Genomic DNA, 13632 nt, shown 5'->3' with positions numbered 1-13632 from the left:
ACATCGCGACTCCGTCACGGCGACGTCGTTGCACCCAAGATCGGCATCCCATACGTTCCCGTTTGCAGCGGATTGTCGTACGTCCCTGCCGTACGTCTCGCGCCCGGGAGCCGCCCATGCCCGAACTTCCCGCCCCCTCCGTCCCCCAGGCGCCCGCGCCGGTCCACGAACCGCGCCGCGAGGACTGCCCCTGGTGCGGCTCCGGCCGGCTGCGCAACCGGCTGCGCACCGGTGACCTGCGGCAGTACAAGCCGGGCAACTTCACCGTCGACGACTGCCGCGACTGCGGCCACACCTTCCAGAACCCCCGTCTCACGGCCGAGGGCCTCGCCCACTACCGCCGGACCGTGCGCGGAGCGCCCAGGGACCCCACGGCCGACGCCCTCGTCGCACTGCGCGCCGGACAGCACCGCCACCGGTCGGCCGCCCGGGCGATGCTGCGGGTCGGGGAGCCGGAGAGCTGGCTGGACGTGGGGACGGGCCAGGCGCGCTTCCCGGCGACGGCCCGGGAGTTCTTCCCGTACACCTCCTTCGACGGCCTGGACGACACCCCTGACGTGGTCCGGGCCGTCTCGGCCGAACGCGTCGAGGAGGCCCACGTCGGCCGTCTGCCGGACCCCCGGATCTCAGGCCCGCTGCGCGCCCGCTACGACGTGGTCAGCATGCTTCACCACCTGGAGGGCGCCCCCGACCCCCGCGCGGAACTCCACGCCGCCCTCCACGTCCTGCGCCCCGGCGGCCACCTGCTCATCGAGACCCTCGACCCCCGCAGCGTCTTCGCCGCGCTCCTGGGCCGCTGGTGGCTCCCCTACGACCAGCCCCGCCACCTCCACCTGCTGCCCCCGCGCAACCTCCGGGCCGAACTGGAGACGACCGGCTGCACGGTCCTCACCCTCGACCACCGCCCCACCCACATCCCCCACGACCTCTCCGGCGCGACGTCCCTGGCCCTCTCCCACGCCCTCCCGGCCCCGGACACCCCCTGGCGCGCCATCCCCCCACCCCCCTTCCGCCGCCACGCCCGCGAGGCCCTCCTGCGAGCGGGCCTCCCCCTGGTGGGGGCGGCGGCCCTGGCAGACCACCTACTGGCCCCGGTGGCCCGCCGCACACGCTTGGCGAACACGTACCGCGTCATCGCCCGCAAACAGCCGGTCGCTTAGCCTGCGGGCTGCCGGTCCCGCTCAGCTGCGGGCATGCGTGCCGCTAGGGGCGGCACGGGTGGGCGCAGCGGCACCCCGCCACGCCGGGCTGCGCACCCACCCCGCCCCAGCCCCCGCCCACAGCACCCGTCACCCCCGCAGCACCACAGCCTGCCCCGCCACCACCAACAGCACCTGCTCACACTGCTCAGCGAACCCCGCGTTCAGCCGCCCGAGTTCATCCCGATACCGCCGCCCCGACGCGGTCGACGGCACGATCCCCGACCCCACCTCGTTGGACACGGCGACAACGGTCCGCCGACTCGAACGCACCGCCTCCGTCAACTCCCGCACCCGCTCCCGCAACGCCTTCTCCCCCCGCTCCGCCCACACCGCGTCGTCCCACGCCCCCACGGAGTCCATCGCATCCGTCAGCCACAACGACAGACAGTCGATGAGCAGAGGGGGCCCCTCTTCCCCCAGCAACGGCACCAGATCGCAGGTCTCCACCGTCCGCCACGACCCCGGCCGCCGCTCCCGGTGCGCGGCCACCCGCACCGACCACTCGGTGTCCCCGTTGCGCGACCCGCCCGTCGCCACGTACAGCACGTCGGGAAAGGCCTCCAACCGGCGCTCGGCCTCCACCGACTTGCCCGACCGCGCCCCGCCCAGCACCAGGGTCCGCCGCGGTACGTCCGGCACGTCCTCGTACGCCCCCACCGCCAGCGTCGCCCCGTCCGGCACCGCCCGCGCCCCGGCCGCCGCGAGCCGCCGCCCGAGCTCCGGGCCCGGCGGCACGTCGTGGTCCAGATGGACGGCGACCACATCGGTCGTCGGCCCCACCGCCCCCACCGCCCGCAGCCTCGCCAGCGCGTCCGGCCGCCCCGCGACATCCGCGAGGACCATGTCGTACGGCTCCGCCGGTTCCGCCAGCCCCGCCGGCGCCCCGCCCGGCGGCAGATACAGCAGCCGCTGCCCCTCCGGCCCGGTCACCGCGTACCCCGTGCCCGGCGCGTCCATCGCCACCGCCCGCACCCGGTGCCCCGTCAGCAGCGTCAACTCCTGCCCGTCCGGCACTCGTCCGGGTTGCGGCAGCCCGGCCGGCACCTCGACCGCGGGCCCGTCATGCGGATGCGACAACAGCACCTGCCGCACGCCGGTCAGCGAACGCCCCGCCCGAGCCGCCGCGAACGCCGCTCCGGGCGTCAGGTCGAGCAGCAGAGCCCCGTCCAGGAGCAACGCGGTGGCCGCCCGCGCATCCGGCCCGAGTGCGGCCGCACAGGCCGCGCAGGGACAGTCGGGGCGGGGGAGTCCCGCAGGGGCGCCGGTGCCGAGCAAAGTCAGTTCCACGCCCCGATTCTCACCCGTGAGCTTGGATCATGCGTGACGGAGACGCCCCAAGGGGCGCGGGGAACCGCGCGACCAGCCCCACACGGCCCGCACCCGCCCCGACAACCCGTACACCCGGGACGCCTATAACGCCCCGCCCGGCGGAACGCTTACGCTCGGGGCAGGAGCCGGACCAAGATCCGGCTCCCGCTGTGCAGTGTGCTCACACACATGGGAGGCGTACATGGCGGCATGGACGTGGCGGTTCGAGAAGGCCGACGGGGCTGAGGTCCAGCCCGCGGTACCGCCGGAGGACTTTCCCACCCAGGGGGATGCCGAGTCCTGGATCGGGGAGCACTGGAAGGCCCTCCAGGAAGGCGGTGCCGACCAGGTGCGGCTGTTCGAGGACGCCACGGAGATCTACGGGCCGATGAGCCTGCACGCGGCCGAGGCGTGAGCCCGGGGCGGGGGCCGACGGCCCTCGCCCACCTCGACTTCCTCCGGCTGCCTCAGCCCCGTACGCCGCACAGGTGCAGCAGCGCCGCCACTGCGCGGTACGGATCCGTACGCCCGGCCTTCTCCTCCACCGCGAGCAGCGTCCGGGCGTCGCCCGGGACCTCCGCGCCGTCGGCCACCAAGTCGGTGAACACGCTCACCCCGTACCAGGCGTGCAGCGGCGCCCCGATCCCCGCGAGCGTCGACGTCAGATCCTTCAGCCGGTCGGCCCGTACGTCGAGCCCCAGCCGGACGGGGGTTCCCCCGTTCGAGTCTCTTCGAGAATGGGGGAGGCCGGCGGTCGTGTCGAAGGCGCTCAGCGCTTCGGCCCAGGCGCCGGACAGCCCCGGCCGCAGTGCGAGCGCGTCCCCGTTGCGCACGAGCAGGGACAGCAGCCCCCCGTGCGCGAGCATCCGGGCGAGACCCGCCAGCAGCGGGTCGGGCTCCTCCACGTACATGAGCACGCCATGACACAGCACCACGTCGAAAGCGCCCGGCAGGAAGTGCACGCCGGTGTCCCGGCCGTCGCCCTCGATGATCCGCATCCGCTTCCGGATGCCCTCGGGTTCCCCCGCGAGGGACTCCCGGGCCACGGCGATCATCTTCGGGTCCTGCTCCAGACCGGTCACCTGGTGCCCCGCCCGGGCCAGCCGCAGCGCCTGCGTGCCCCGGCCCATGCCCACGTCGAGCACCCGCAGCCGCTGCCCGACCGGGAACCGCCCGGATATCTGCTCGTCCAGCTGCCGGGCGACCAGCTCCTGCCGGACCACATCGCGCAGCCCTCCCGGCCCGGTCACCCAGGCATCCGCCGCGCTCTCGGAAAACGGCGTCGTGGTCAGGGCCGCTCTCCGCGCTTGACCTGCGGCTTCGGCAGCCGGAGCCGGCGCATCTGGAGGGAGCGCATCAGGGCGTAGGCGACCGCGCCACGCCTGTTCTCGCCGGCGAACCGCTCGGCCAGCTGCTTCTTCAGGCGGAAGGCGGAGACGAACGAGTCGAGCACGATCAGCACGATCACCACGAGCCACAGCAGCAGCGCGATGTTCTGCAGCGAGGCCACGCGCACCATGCTCAGCACGAGGATGACCACGGCCATCGGCAGGAAGAACTCCGCGACGTTGAACCGCGAGTCGACGAAGTCGCGCGCGAACCGGCGAACCGGCCCCTTGTCACGGGCGGGCAGATACCGCTCGTCGCCGCTGGCCAGCGCCTGGCGCTGGCGCTCCAACGCGGTACGGCGCTCCGCGCGCTGTCGCTTGGCGGCCTCCTTGCGCGTCGACGACGTGTTGGCCACGCTGCGGCGCTGCGACTGGGCCGCGCTGCGCTTGGGCGTGGGGCGGCCCTTGGGGGCCTCGGGGTGACGGGGCTGACTGGAGTCGGTCTCCGGCGCCTTCACGGCGTCCTGGGCCTTCTCATCCTTCGCACGGCTACGGAACACAAAACCCAAGGGTAAGGGCTTCCGGGCATGGACCCCAGCCCCGTGGGGAACGATCCGGCAACACCAGTCGTCTGTATGGGGACAGAGGGGACGATGTGTACGGCTCCGGCGGTTTCCCGGGATGCAAGCCTCCGGTAACCCCGGGGACCACCTACTCCCTACGCCGGAGCGGGACCGTCCACAGTCGTCCTTGGGGATGAGCGCATCCGTCCCCGAACAGTGCGGTAATGGATGCAGGGCCCGTACTGTGGGTTCTGTCGCAGGAGCTGGAGCCGGTTCGGTCAGAAGGGGGCGCGCGAAGCCCATGAGCGGTGTCATGAAGCGTATGGGGATGATCTTCCGCGCGAAGGCGAACAAGGCCCTTGACCGGGCCGAGGACCCGCGCGAGACCCTCGATTACTCGTACCAGAAGCAGCTGGAGCTCCTCCAGAAGGTGCGCCGCGGCGTCGCCGACGTGGCGACCAGCCGTAAGCGCCTGGAGCTGCAGCTGGCTCAGCTGAACAAGCAGTCCTCCACGCTGGAGGACCAGGGCCGCAAGGCGCTCGCGCTGGGCCGTGAGGACCTGGCCCGTGAGGCGCTCTCCCGCCGGGCCGCCCTCCAGCAGCAGGTGACCGACCTGGAGACCCAGCACGCGACGCTCCAGGGCGAGGAGGAGAAGCTCACCCTCGCGGCCCAGCGGCTGCAGGCCAAGGTCGACGCCTTCCGTACGAAGAAGGAGACGATCAAGGCGACGTACACGGCGGCCCAGGCGCAGACCCGGATCGGCGAGGCCTTCTCCGGCATCTCGGAGGAGATGGGCGACGTCGGCCTGGCCATCCAGCGCGCCGAGGACAAGACGGCCCAGCTCCAGGCCCGCGCCGGCGCGATCGACGAGCTGCTCGCCTCCGGGGCGCTGGACGACCCCTCCGGCATGCACAAGGACGACATCCAGGCCGAGCTGGACCGGCTCTCCGGTGGTACGGATGTAGAGCTGGAACTGCAGCGGATGAAGCAGGAGCTGGCCGGGGGCCCGGCCGCCGGGCAGCAGGCCATCGAAGGCGGTGGCACGAGCCAGTCGCAGCAGCAGGACCGGCAGCAGCCGCAGGACACCCCGCGCTTCGACAAGCAGTAGGGGCCCACGCCTAGGAGGGCGACATGATCGTACGGATCATGGGGGAGGGCCAGGTGAGGCTGGCCGACGGCCACCTCACCGAACTGAACAAGCTGGACGACGAGCTCCTGGCCGAAATGGAGAACGGCGACGGCCCCGCCTTCCGTCGCACCCTCCAGGCCCTGCTGGCCAGGGTCCGCGACCTCGGCGACCCCCTCCCGGACGACTCCCTGGAACCCTCGGAACTGATCCTCCCGTCCCCGGACGCGACGCTCGAGGAAGTCCGGGAGCTCCTGAGCGACGACGGCCTGATCCCAGGCTGACTGAGCTGCGGGCATGCGTGCCGCTAGGGGCGGCACGGGTGGGCGCAGCGGCACCCCGCTACGCCGGGCTGCGCACCCACCCCCGCCCCAGCCCCGACGCCGAGCACTTCACACAAACAGAGCCGGCCCAGTTACCGTAAACAGCCGTGAGCACACTCGCGCGGGCCAAAGTCCAGGCCAAGGCACACCCCCTGGCCGTGGACGCCGTCCTGGCCGCAGGCGTCCTGGCCTGCATGGTCGCCGGCTCCTTCGTGGAACCCCGGCACCGCGACACCGTCAGCTGGGCCCTGCGCACCCCCGACCCCCTCAGCCTCGTCCTCATGGTCCTCGGCGCCGCCGCCCTGGTCTTCCGCCGCCGCGCCCCCATGACGGTCCTGGTCCTCACCGGCACGGTCGCCGTCGTGGAGTCCGTCACCGGCGACCCCCGCACCCCCGTCGCCATGTCCGCCGTCATCGCCCTGTACACCGTCGCCTCCACCACCGACCGCCCCACCACCTGGCGGGTCGGCCTGCTCACCACGACCGTGCTGACCGGCGCCGCCATGGCCGCCGGCCCCCTGCCCTGGTACGCCCAGGAGAACCTCGGCATCGTGGCCTGGGCCGGCATCGGCGCCACCGCGGGCGACGCCGTCCGCAGCCGCCGCGCCTTCATCCAGGCCATCCGGGAACGCGCCGAACGCGCCGAACGCACCCGCGAGGAGGAGGCCCGCCGCCGGGTCGCCGAGGAACGCCTGCGCATCGCCCGGGACCTGCACGACGTCGTCGCCCACCACATCGCCCTGGTCAACGTCCAGGCCGGCGTCGCCGCCCACGTCATGGACAAACGCCCCGACCAGGCCAAGGAGGCCCTCGCGCACGTCCGGGAGGCCAGCCGCTCCGCCCTCAACGAGCTGCGGGCCACCGTCGGGCTGCTCAGACAGTCCGGTGACCCGGAGGCCCCCACCGAACCCGCCCCGGGCCTGGACCGCCTCGACGAACTCGCCGGCACCTTCCGCAACGCCGGACAGCGCATCGAGGTCGCCCGCACCGACCAGGGCACCGCCCTGCCCGCGGCCGTCGACCTGGCCGCCTACCGGATCATCCAGGAGGCCCTGACGAACGTGCAGAAGCACGCCGGGCCGCACGCCAAGGCCGAGGTCAGCGTCGTACGGGTCGGACCGAACATCGAGATCACCGTGCTCGACGACGGCAGCGGCGAGGACGCGGACCCGGACAGCGGCGGCGGCCACGGCCTGCTCGGCATGCGGGAGCGCGTCAGCGCCCTGCGCGGCACCCTCACCACCGGTCCCCGCTACGGCGGCGGCTTCCGCGTCCATGCGATCCTGCCGGTCAAGAACCGCACACCGACCGGGGAGGACCCCGCATGACCATCCGTGTCCTGCTCGCCGACGACCAGGCGCTGCTGCGCAGCGCCTTCCGTGTGCTCGTCGACTCCGAGCCCGACATGGAGGTGGTGGGCGAGGCGTCCGACGGCGCGGAAGCGGTGCGGATGACCAAGGAGCAGCACGCCGACGTCGTCCTCATGGACATCCGGATGCCCGGCACCGACGGTCTCGCCGCGACCCGCATGATCAGCGCCGACCCCGAACTCGCCGACGTCCGCGTGGTCATCCTGACGACGTTCGAGGTCGACGACTACGTCGTGCAGTCGCTGCGCGCCGGCGCCTCCGGCTTCCTCGGCAAGGGCTCCGAGCCCGAGGAACTGCTGACCGCGATCCGGACCGCCGCCGGCGGCCAGGCCCTGCTGTCCCCGGCGGCCACCACGGGCCTCATCGCCCGCTTCCTCGCCCAGGACCCGGCCGACGACGGCGAGCGCGACCCGGCCCGCGCCGAGCGACTCGACTCGCTCACCGGGCGGGAGCGCGAAGTGCTAGTCCAGGTCGCCGGAGGACACTCCAACGACGAGATCGCCGAGCGCCTCGAAGTCAGCCCGCTGACGGTGAAGACGCACGTCAACCGGGCCATGGCCAAGCTGGGCGCCCGGGACCGGGCCCAGCTCGTGGTCACCGCGTACGAGTCCGGACTGGTCCGTCCAAGGGTGGAGTGAGCACGACCCGGGTGTACTGCGCCCGGAGTATGCGCGGCATAAGGAAATGGACCTGGGGCCTACGAAATCGGGGGCTCTGATGGCTCAGGGTGTGAGAGGCGGGTGCTCATCTGCGCGCTCGCTGCCGCTTCTGCCGCTAACAGAAGAGAGACCCTCACCCATGTCCTGGCTGTCGAAATTCAGCCTCGCGCAACGGGCCCTGATAGGGCTGATGTCGATCATCGCGCTCGTCTTCGGGGCGATCGCGATACCCCAGCTCAAGCAGCAGCTGCTGCCCACCATCGAACTGCCCATGGTGTCCGTGCTGGCGCCGTATCAGGGCGCGTCTCCGGACGTGGTCGAGAAGCAGGTCGTCGAACCCATCGAGGACAACCTCGAAGCCGTCGACGGCATCAGCGGCGTCACCTCCACCGCCAGCGAGGGCAACGCCGTGATCATGGCGTCCTTCGACTACGGCAACGACACCAAGCAGCTCGTCGCCGACGTCCAGCAGGCCGTCAACCGGGCCCGCGTCCAGCTCCCGGACGACGTCGACCCGCAGATCGTCGCCGGTTCCACGGACGACATGCCGACCGTCGTCCTCGCCGTCAGCTCCCAGCGGGACCAGCAGGCCCTGGCCGACCAGCTCGACAAGACCGTCGTGCCGGACCTCAAGAGCATCGACGGCGTCGGCCAGGTCACCGTCGACGGTGTGCGGGACCTCCAGGTCGCCGTCACCCCCGACAACGCGAAACTCGCGAAGGCGGGCCTCACCCCGCAGTCCCTCATGCAGGCGCTCCAGGCGGGCGGCGCCACCGTCCCGGCCGGCTCCTTCGACGAGGACGGCGCCAACCGCACGGTCCAGGTCGGCGGCGGCTTCACCTCGCTGAAGCAGATCCAGGACCTGATGGTCACGGGCGAGCCCGGCAAGGGGAAGCCGGTGCGCCTCGGCGAGGTCGCCACGGTGAAGCAGCAGGAGGCCCCGGCCGACTCCATCACCCGCACGGACGGCAAGCCCAGCCTCTCCGTCGCCGTCACCATGGACCGCGACGGCAGCGCGGTCGCGATCTCCGAGGCCGTCCAGGACAAGCTCCCCGACCTCCGCAAGGACCTCGGCTCCGGCGCCGACCTCACGGTCGTCAGCGACCAGGGCCCGGCGGTCTCGAAGTCCATCAAGGGCCTGACCACCGAGGGCGCGCTCGGTCTGCTCTTCGCGGTCCTGGTGATCCTGGTCTTCCTGGCCTCGATCCGCTCCACCCTCGTGACCGCGGTCTCCATCCCGCTGTCCGTGGTCCTCGCCCTGATCGTGCTGTGGACGCGCGACCTGTCGCTGAACGTCCTGACGCTGGGCGCGCTGACGATCGCCATCGGCCGCGTGGTCGACGACTCGATCGTGGTCCTGGAGAACATCAAGCGGCACCTCGGCTACGGCGAGGAGCGCCACTCGGCGATCCTCCAGGCCGTCCGTGAGGTCGCGGGCGCGGTGACGTCCTCGACGCTCACCACGGTCGCGGTGTTCCTGCCGATCGGCCTGGTCGGCGGCATGGTGGGCGAGCTGTTCGGCTCGTTCAGCCTGACGGTCACGGCCGCCCTGCTGGCCTCGCTCCTCGTCTCCCTGACGGTCGTACCGGTCCTGTCGTACTGGTTCCTGCGCCCGCCGAAGGGGACCCCGGAAGACGCGGACGAGGCACGCCGCCTCGCGGAGGAGAAGGAAGCCAAGAGCCGCCTCCAGCGCATCTACGTCCCGGTCCTGCGCTTCGCGACCCGCCGCCGCCTCACCAGCGTGGCCCTCGCGATCGTCGTCCTCGTCGGCACGTTCGGCATGGCGCCGCTGCTGAAGACGAACTTCTTCGACCAGGGCGAGCAGGAAGTCCTCAGCGTCAAGCAGGAGCTGAAGCCCGGCACCAGCCTGGCGGCGACCGACGCCCAGGCGAAGAAGGTCGAGCAGCTGCTCGCCGACACCAAGGGCGTGAAGGACTACCAGGTCACCATCGGTTCGTCCGGCTTCATGGCCGCCTTCGGCGGTGGCACGGACACCAACCAGGCCTCGTACCAGGTCATGCTGGACGACTCGGTGCCGTTCGAGGACGTCCAGGACGACATCGAGAAGGGCCTGGCCGGCCTCAAGGGCATCGGCACGACCACCATCGCCGCCGGTGACGGCTTCGGCGCCCAGGACCTCAGCGTCGTGGTGAAGGCCGCCGACGCCGATGTCCTGCGTACGGCGTCCGAGCAGGTCCGCAAGACGGTCGCCTCGCTCGACGACGTCACGGACGTCACCAGCGACCTGGCGCAGAGCGTGCCGCGCATCTCGGTGAAGGCCAACGACAAGGCGGCCGCGGCCGGCTTCAACGACCAGACCCTGGGCGCCGCCGTCGCGCAGGCGATCCGCGGCACCAACGCGGCCAAGGCGACCCTCGACGACAGTGAACGCGACGTCGTCATCCGCTCGGCGAAGCCCGCGCAGACCCTGAAGCAGCTTCAGGACCTGAACCTGGGCGCGGTGAAGCTCGGCGACATCGCGACGGTGAAGCAGATCGACGGCCCGGTCTCCATGACCCGGATCGACGGCCAGCGCGCGGCCACCATCTCCGCGAAGCCGACCGGCGACAACACGGGCGCGGTGAGCACCAAGCTCCAGTCCGAGATCAGCGCTCTGAAGCTCCCGGACGGCGCCACGGCGTCGATCGGCGGTGTCTCCGAGGACCAGGACGAGGCGTTCCTCAACCTGGGCCTGGCGATGCTGGCGGCCATCGCGATCGTCTTCATGCTGCTGGTCGGCACCTTCAAGTCCCTGGTCCAGCCGCTGATCCTGCTCGTCTCCATCCCGTTCGCGGCCACCGGCGCCATCGGCCTCCTGGTGGCGACCGGCACCCCGATGGGTGTCCCCGCGATGATCGGCATGCTGATGCTGATCGGCATCGTGGTGACGAACGCGATCGTGCTGATCGACCTGATCAACCAGTACCGCAAGCAGGGCTACGGCGTCGTCGAGGCCGTCATCGAGGGCGGCCGCCACCGGCTGCGCCCGATCCTCATGACCGCCCTGGCGACGATCTTCGCCCTGCTCCCGATGGCCCTCGGCATCACCGGCGAAGGCGGCTTCATCGCCCAGCCACTCGCCGTGGTAGTGATCGGCGGCCTGGTCACGTCGACCCTGCTCACCCTCCTCCTGGTCCCGACGCTGTACGCGATGTTCGAACTCCGCAAGGAGCGCCGGGCGAAGAAGCGCGCGGCGAAGAAGGGCCTTCCGGCCCAGCGCACGGAGACGGCGGAGGAGCCGGAGCCGGCGCAGGTCTGACAGCAGTAGGTATGGCGAGGGGCGCCCCGTGAATCACGGGGCGCCCCTTCGTGCTCAGACCTCTTGGTTCTTGAAGTCCGTGACCCAGCGGGCGGTACTCAGCTCGGGGGTGTGTCGCATGGCTTGTGGTCCTCCATAGCCTGTCGGATCAGCTCCGCCGACGCGGCCGGAGGGAGGGCGTTGGCGCGGCCCTGAGGTTGCTGCCCTGGACCACTCCGGACGGACGTCCGTGTTACCTCAGCACGGACGACGACGGCAGCCGACTGTCCCGGATGGCTGACGAGTTGGAGGCCGAGCTGCTCGACTCGGCCGCGTACGTCGTCACCGCGGCCAGGTCGCTCCTCGGTGAACCTGCGGTGGGCGGCAGGGAGTTGAGGTTCACGGGTGAACGACTCGCCGAGGCGCTCACGGACGCACTGCGGATCGCGGCGAGCCGGGGCGCGCGGCTGTCGGGCGAATGAGCCGGGTGGGAGGTCAGAACTGCGGGGGCGGCGGGCGGAAGCGGGCTTTGCGCAGATGGGTGCCGGACTGCTGGTAGCGGAGGCTGAGCGGTTCCTGCCAGGGTACGGAGCGTGCCTCCGGACCGATGAGGAAGTGCGCCTCGGGGATGCACCCATCGCTGGTGTGCAGCGTCGGCGGGCTCGCGCAACCGGCGAGATCCAGCATCATGCGAGCGGTCGCGTGGGCCTTGGCCACGGACTCGCCCGCAGCGAGATTGCGGTGGAAGACCCGCGCGTAGCCGCGTGCGTGAACGTCGGCCACCTCGGCCTGCCAGCCGATGGCGGCGGGAACCGCGTCGCTGAACTCCTTGGCCAGGTGGGCGGTCCAGCAGGCGTTCAGGACGAGCAGGTGAAGGCCGTTCGCGGTGGCAGCGGTGACGCAGTGGCGCAGGCCGTCGAGCGCCACCGGTGCCTCGCCCCCGTCGTCGGTGACGAACCGGGGGCCGCCGTCGGGCGTGCCGCGCCCCGCGAAGTGGAGCACATCGGGTGTGCTGTCGGCCAGGTACTGGGCCAGGTCGTCCCAGCGGGCGGCTGGGAGGGTGTCCAGCCGGACGGTGTGGCCGTAGCGGGAGTACGTGATGCTCTGCTGGACGTCGCGGTGCTCCTCCAGCACGTTGGGCGCGTTCGGGAGGGCGGGGGCGGCGGCCAGGACCAGGCAGACCACGTACACCGGTGTCATGGACGGGTCTGAGTAAGGGCTTGGACCAGGCGGAACCAGTGGGCGGCGTGCTGTGGGTCGGGGGAGCGGGTGGCGAGGGTCGCCAGCTCGGAGGTGAGCCGGTTGCGGGTCTCCGGGTCGGCTTCGGACGCCGCCTCGGCGAGGGCGTCCAGCTCCAGGGACTCGGGGTCGCCGGCGAGGAGGAGGGCGGCCTGGTGGTGGGTGGCGGAGGAGACCTCGTCGTTGAAGACCGAGCCTTCGACTGCGGCCGCGTACGTGAGTGCCTGGGCGTCACCGTCGTTCAGAGCACGGAGAACCTGCCGTTGAAGGGCGCCTCGGTCCTGGACGCACTGGAACGCGGTGTCGATGCCCTCGGCGCGGGCGATGCGCAGGAGGGCCGCGTGGACCGCGATGCCGGGGGTGACGTCGTCGGTTGCCGTGAGGGTGTTCTCGGCGGACTCGTCGAGGAGGAGTTCGCTGTGCTCCTGGAAGTGGCGCTTCGAGTCGTCCCAGCTCTCGCACGCCAGCCAGCCGGAGAGCGTGTCCCGGAGGATCAGGGCCTGGAAGACGGCGTCCATGCCTTCCGAGAGGACAAGTTCCCTGATGCGCTGGTGCTGTTCGGCGACCGGCCAGACGAGCGCGAACTCCGCCAGTGCTGTCGCGGCTTCGTGGGTGCTGAGGGCGTCGGCGTGGCGTGACCAGAAGGTCCGGCTGGCCGTCCAGGTGGGCGTGTTCACCCACTCGAAGACCAGGTTCAGGGTGTCCTCCGACAGTGACAGCCAGTCGGGGGCGGGGGTGTCTGTCTCCTGCCGCCAGAGCTGCTTCAGAGCCTTGCGGCTGTCACGGGACGTGCGGGCGTGGGCCCGGAGCTTTCGCCGGGCGCGCAGGACGATCTCACTGGGTTGGTCGGCCGACGCGTCGGTGACCATGTGGAGGATTTCCAACAGACCGGACGTGCGTGTGGGCTCGGGACGTCCGAACTGGAAGGCGGCACGCTCGTATTCGATCGCGCGTGCGGCGGCAGGATAAGCCTGAGCGAGCCCGGCGGCCGTGTCCGTGTAGGCCTGGATGGAGGCTGGTTCGTCACCGGTGCCGGCTAGGTGGTTGGCGAGGTTGTTGAGTGATGTGGCGAGGCTGGGGAGGTAGGCGGCGGGGTTGGTGTGGGCGAGTTGGCGTCGGATGCGTACGGCTTGGTGGGCGGGTTCGAGGGCGCCTTGGCGGTCTCCGGTTTCGGCCAGGCGGTTGGCGAGGTTGTTGAGTGCCATGGCGAGGTCGGGGAGGTGGGCGGCGGGGTTGGTGTGGGCGAGTTGGGTGTAGTGGCGTACGGCTTGGTGGG

At 71.6% G+C, this 13632-nt stretch carries 13 protein-coding genes; 8 read left to right on the top strand and 5 right to left on the bottom strand.

All coding sequences use genetic code 11. The features are described from left to right. Positions 1-116 precede the first annotated feature (116 nt). The gene (locus AC07DF_RS22490; RefSeq protein WP_478974006.1) at positions 117-1160 is read left to right on the top strand and encodes a class I SAM-dependent methyltransferase; all 1044 of its coding nucleotides are present in this window, start codon (positions 117-119) and stop codon (positions 1158-1160) included. A 129-nt stretch (positions 1161-1289) separates the two neighbouring features. Here AC07DF_RS22490 and AC07DF_RS22485 read toward each other — a convergent pair whose 3' ends face one another. Continuing rightward, positions 1290-2489 carry a bifunctional adenosylcobinamide kinase/adenosylcobinamide-phosphate guanylyltransferase gene (locus AC07DF_RS22485; RefSeq protein WP_478974003.1) on the bottom strand — a complete coding sequence of 400 codons (1200 nt, stop codon included), beginning with the start codon at positions 2487-2489 and terminating at the stop codon, positions 1290-1292. A 223-nt stretch (positions 2490-2712) separates the two neighbouring features. Between AC07DF_RS22485 and AC07DF_RS22480 the strand changes: the two genes are divergently transcribed. Further along, positions 2713-2925 carry a hypothetical protein gene (locus AC07DF_RS22480; protein WP_454364221.1) on the top strand — a complete coding sequence of 71 codons (213 nt, stop codon included), beginning with the start codon at positions 2713-2715 and terminating at the stop codon, positions 2923-2925. A gap of 52 nt (positions 2926-2977) precedes the next feature. Here AC07DF_RS22480 and AC07DF_RS22475 read toward each other — a convergent pair whose 3' ends face one another. Both AC07DF_RS22475 and AC07DF_RS22470 read right to left on the bottom strand, forming a co-directional pair. Beyond that, positions 2978-3718: a class I SAM-dependent methyltransferase gene (locus AC07DF_RS22475; protein ID WP_478974650.1), complete on the bottom strand. Its 741-nt coding sequence runs from the start codon at positions 3716-3718 to the stop codon at positions 2978-2980. A gap of 80 nt (positions 3719-3798) precedes the next feature. After that, positions 3799-4398: a DUF3043 domain-containing protein gene (locus AC07DF_RS22470; RefSeq protein ID WP_478973999.1), complete on the bottom strand. Its 600-nt coding sequence runs from the start codon at positions 4396-4398 to the stop codon at positions 3799-3801. A 325-nt stretch (positions 4399-4723) separates the two neighbouring features. On the opposite strand from AC07DF_RS22470, the gene AC07DF_RS22465 reads away from it, so the two are divergent. The 6 genes from AC07DF_RS22465 (at position 4724) to AC07DF_RS22440 (ending at position 11599) form a co-directional block, all read left to right on the top strand. Further along, entirely contained in the window at positions 4724-5509 is a 786-nt protein-coding gene (locus AC07DF_RS22465) for a PspA/IM30 family protein (RefSeq protein WP_399019990.1), read from the top strand. Between the two features lie 23 nt (positions 5510-5532). Then, complete coding sequence (gene pspAA, locus AC07DF_RS22460) at positions 5533-5811, top strand: PspA-associated protein PspAA (protein ID WP_478973996.1); 279 nt, start codon at positions 5533-5535, stop codon at positions 5809-5811. A 146-nt stretch (positions 5812-5957) separates the two neighbouring features. Further along, positions 5958-7178 (top strand): sensor histidine kinase, encoded by a 1221-nt coding sequence (locus AC07DF_RS22455; RefSeq protein ID WP_478973993.1) that lies wholly within the window; start codon positions 5958-5960, stop codon positions 7176-7178. Next, positions 7175-7858: a response regulator gene (locus AC07DF_RS22450; protein WP_382499260.1), complete on the top strand. Its 684-nt coding sequence runs from the start codon at positions 7175-7177 to the stop codon at positions 7856-7858. The genes AC07DF_RS22455 and AC07DF_RS22450 overlap by 4 nt, the downstream gene beginning before the upstream one ends. A 160-nt stretch (positions 7859-8018) precedes the next feature. Beyond that, positions 8019-11138: an efflux RND transporter permease subunit gene (locus AC07DF_RS22445; RefSeq protein WP_478973989.1), complete on the top strand. Its 3120-nt coding sequence runs from the start codon at positions 8019-8021 to the stop codon at positions 11136-11138. A 272-nt stretch (positions 11139-11410) separates the two neighbouring features. Beyond that, positions 11411-11599: a hypothetical protein gene (locus AC07DF_RS22440; protein ID WP_478973986.1), complete on the top strand. Its 189-nt coding sequence runs from the start codon at positions 11411-11413 to the stop codon at positions 11597-11599. Positions 11600-11612: 13 nt separating this feature from the next. On the opposite strand, the gene AC07DF_RS22435 is transcribed toward AC07DF_RS22440, so the two are convergent. Together AC07DF_RS22435 and AC07DF_RS22430 are read right to left on the bottom strand one after the other, a co-directional pair. Beyond that, positions 11613-12317 carry a CHAT domain-containing protein gene (locus AC07DF_RS22435; protein ID WP_478973983.1) on the bottom strand — a complete coding sequence of 235 codons (705 nt, stop codon included), beginning with the start codon at positions 12315-12317 and terminating at the stop codon, positions 11613-11615. Next, the coding region (locus AC07DF_RS22430; RefSeq protein WP_478973981.1) for a tetratricopeptide repeat protein at positions 12314-13632 on the bottom strand (1319 nt) is incomplete at its 5' end. The genes AC07DF_RS22430 and AC07DF_RS22435, both read right to left, overlap by 4 nt.

Source organism: Streptomyces sp. NPDC044719, assembly GCF_056433405.1.
Note: the sequence above shows the minus strand (reverse complement) of the source record. Positions and strands in the feature narration are given on the sequence as shown.

What these genes read in the sequence shown, in the direction of transcription:
- AC07DF_RS22490 (WP_478974006.1), top strand. Translation starts at nt 117, where the DNA reads ATGCCCGAACTTCCCGCCCCCTCCGTCCCCCAGGCGCCCGCGCCGGTC.
- AC07DF_RS22480 (WP_454364221.1), top strand. Translation starts at nt 2,713, where the DNA reads ATGGCGGCATGGACGTGGCGGTTCGAGAAGGCCGACGGGGCTGAGGTC.
- AC07DF_RS22465 (WP_399019990.1), top strand. Translation starts at nt 4,724, where the DNA reads ATGGGGATGATCTTCCGCGCGAAGGCGAACAAGGCCCTTGACCGGGCC.
- pspAA (WP_478973996.1), top strand. Translation starts at nt 5,533, where the DNA reads ATGATCGTACGGATCATGGGGGAGGGCCAGGTGAGGCTGGCCGACGGC.
- AC07DF_RS22450 (WP_382499260.1), top strand. Translation starts at nt 7,175, where the DNA reads ATGACCATCCGTGTCCTGCTCGCCGACGACCAGGCGCTGCTGCGCAGC.
- AC07DF_RS22445 (WP_478973989.1), top strand. Translation starts at nt 8,019, where the DNA reads ATGTCCTGGCTGTCGAAATTCAGCCTCGCGCAACGGGCCCTGATAGGG.
- AC07DF_RS22440 (WP_478973986.1), top strand. Translation starts at nt 11,411, where the DNA reads ATGGCTGACGAGTTGGAGGCCGAGCTGCTCGACTCGGCCGCGTACGTC.
- AC07DF_RS22435 (WP_478973983.1), bottom strand. Translation starts at nt 12,317, where the DNA reads ATGACACCGGTGTACGTGGTCTGCCTGGTCCTGGCCGCCGCCCCCGCC.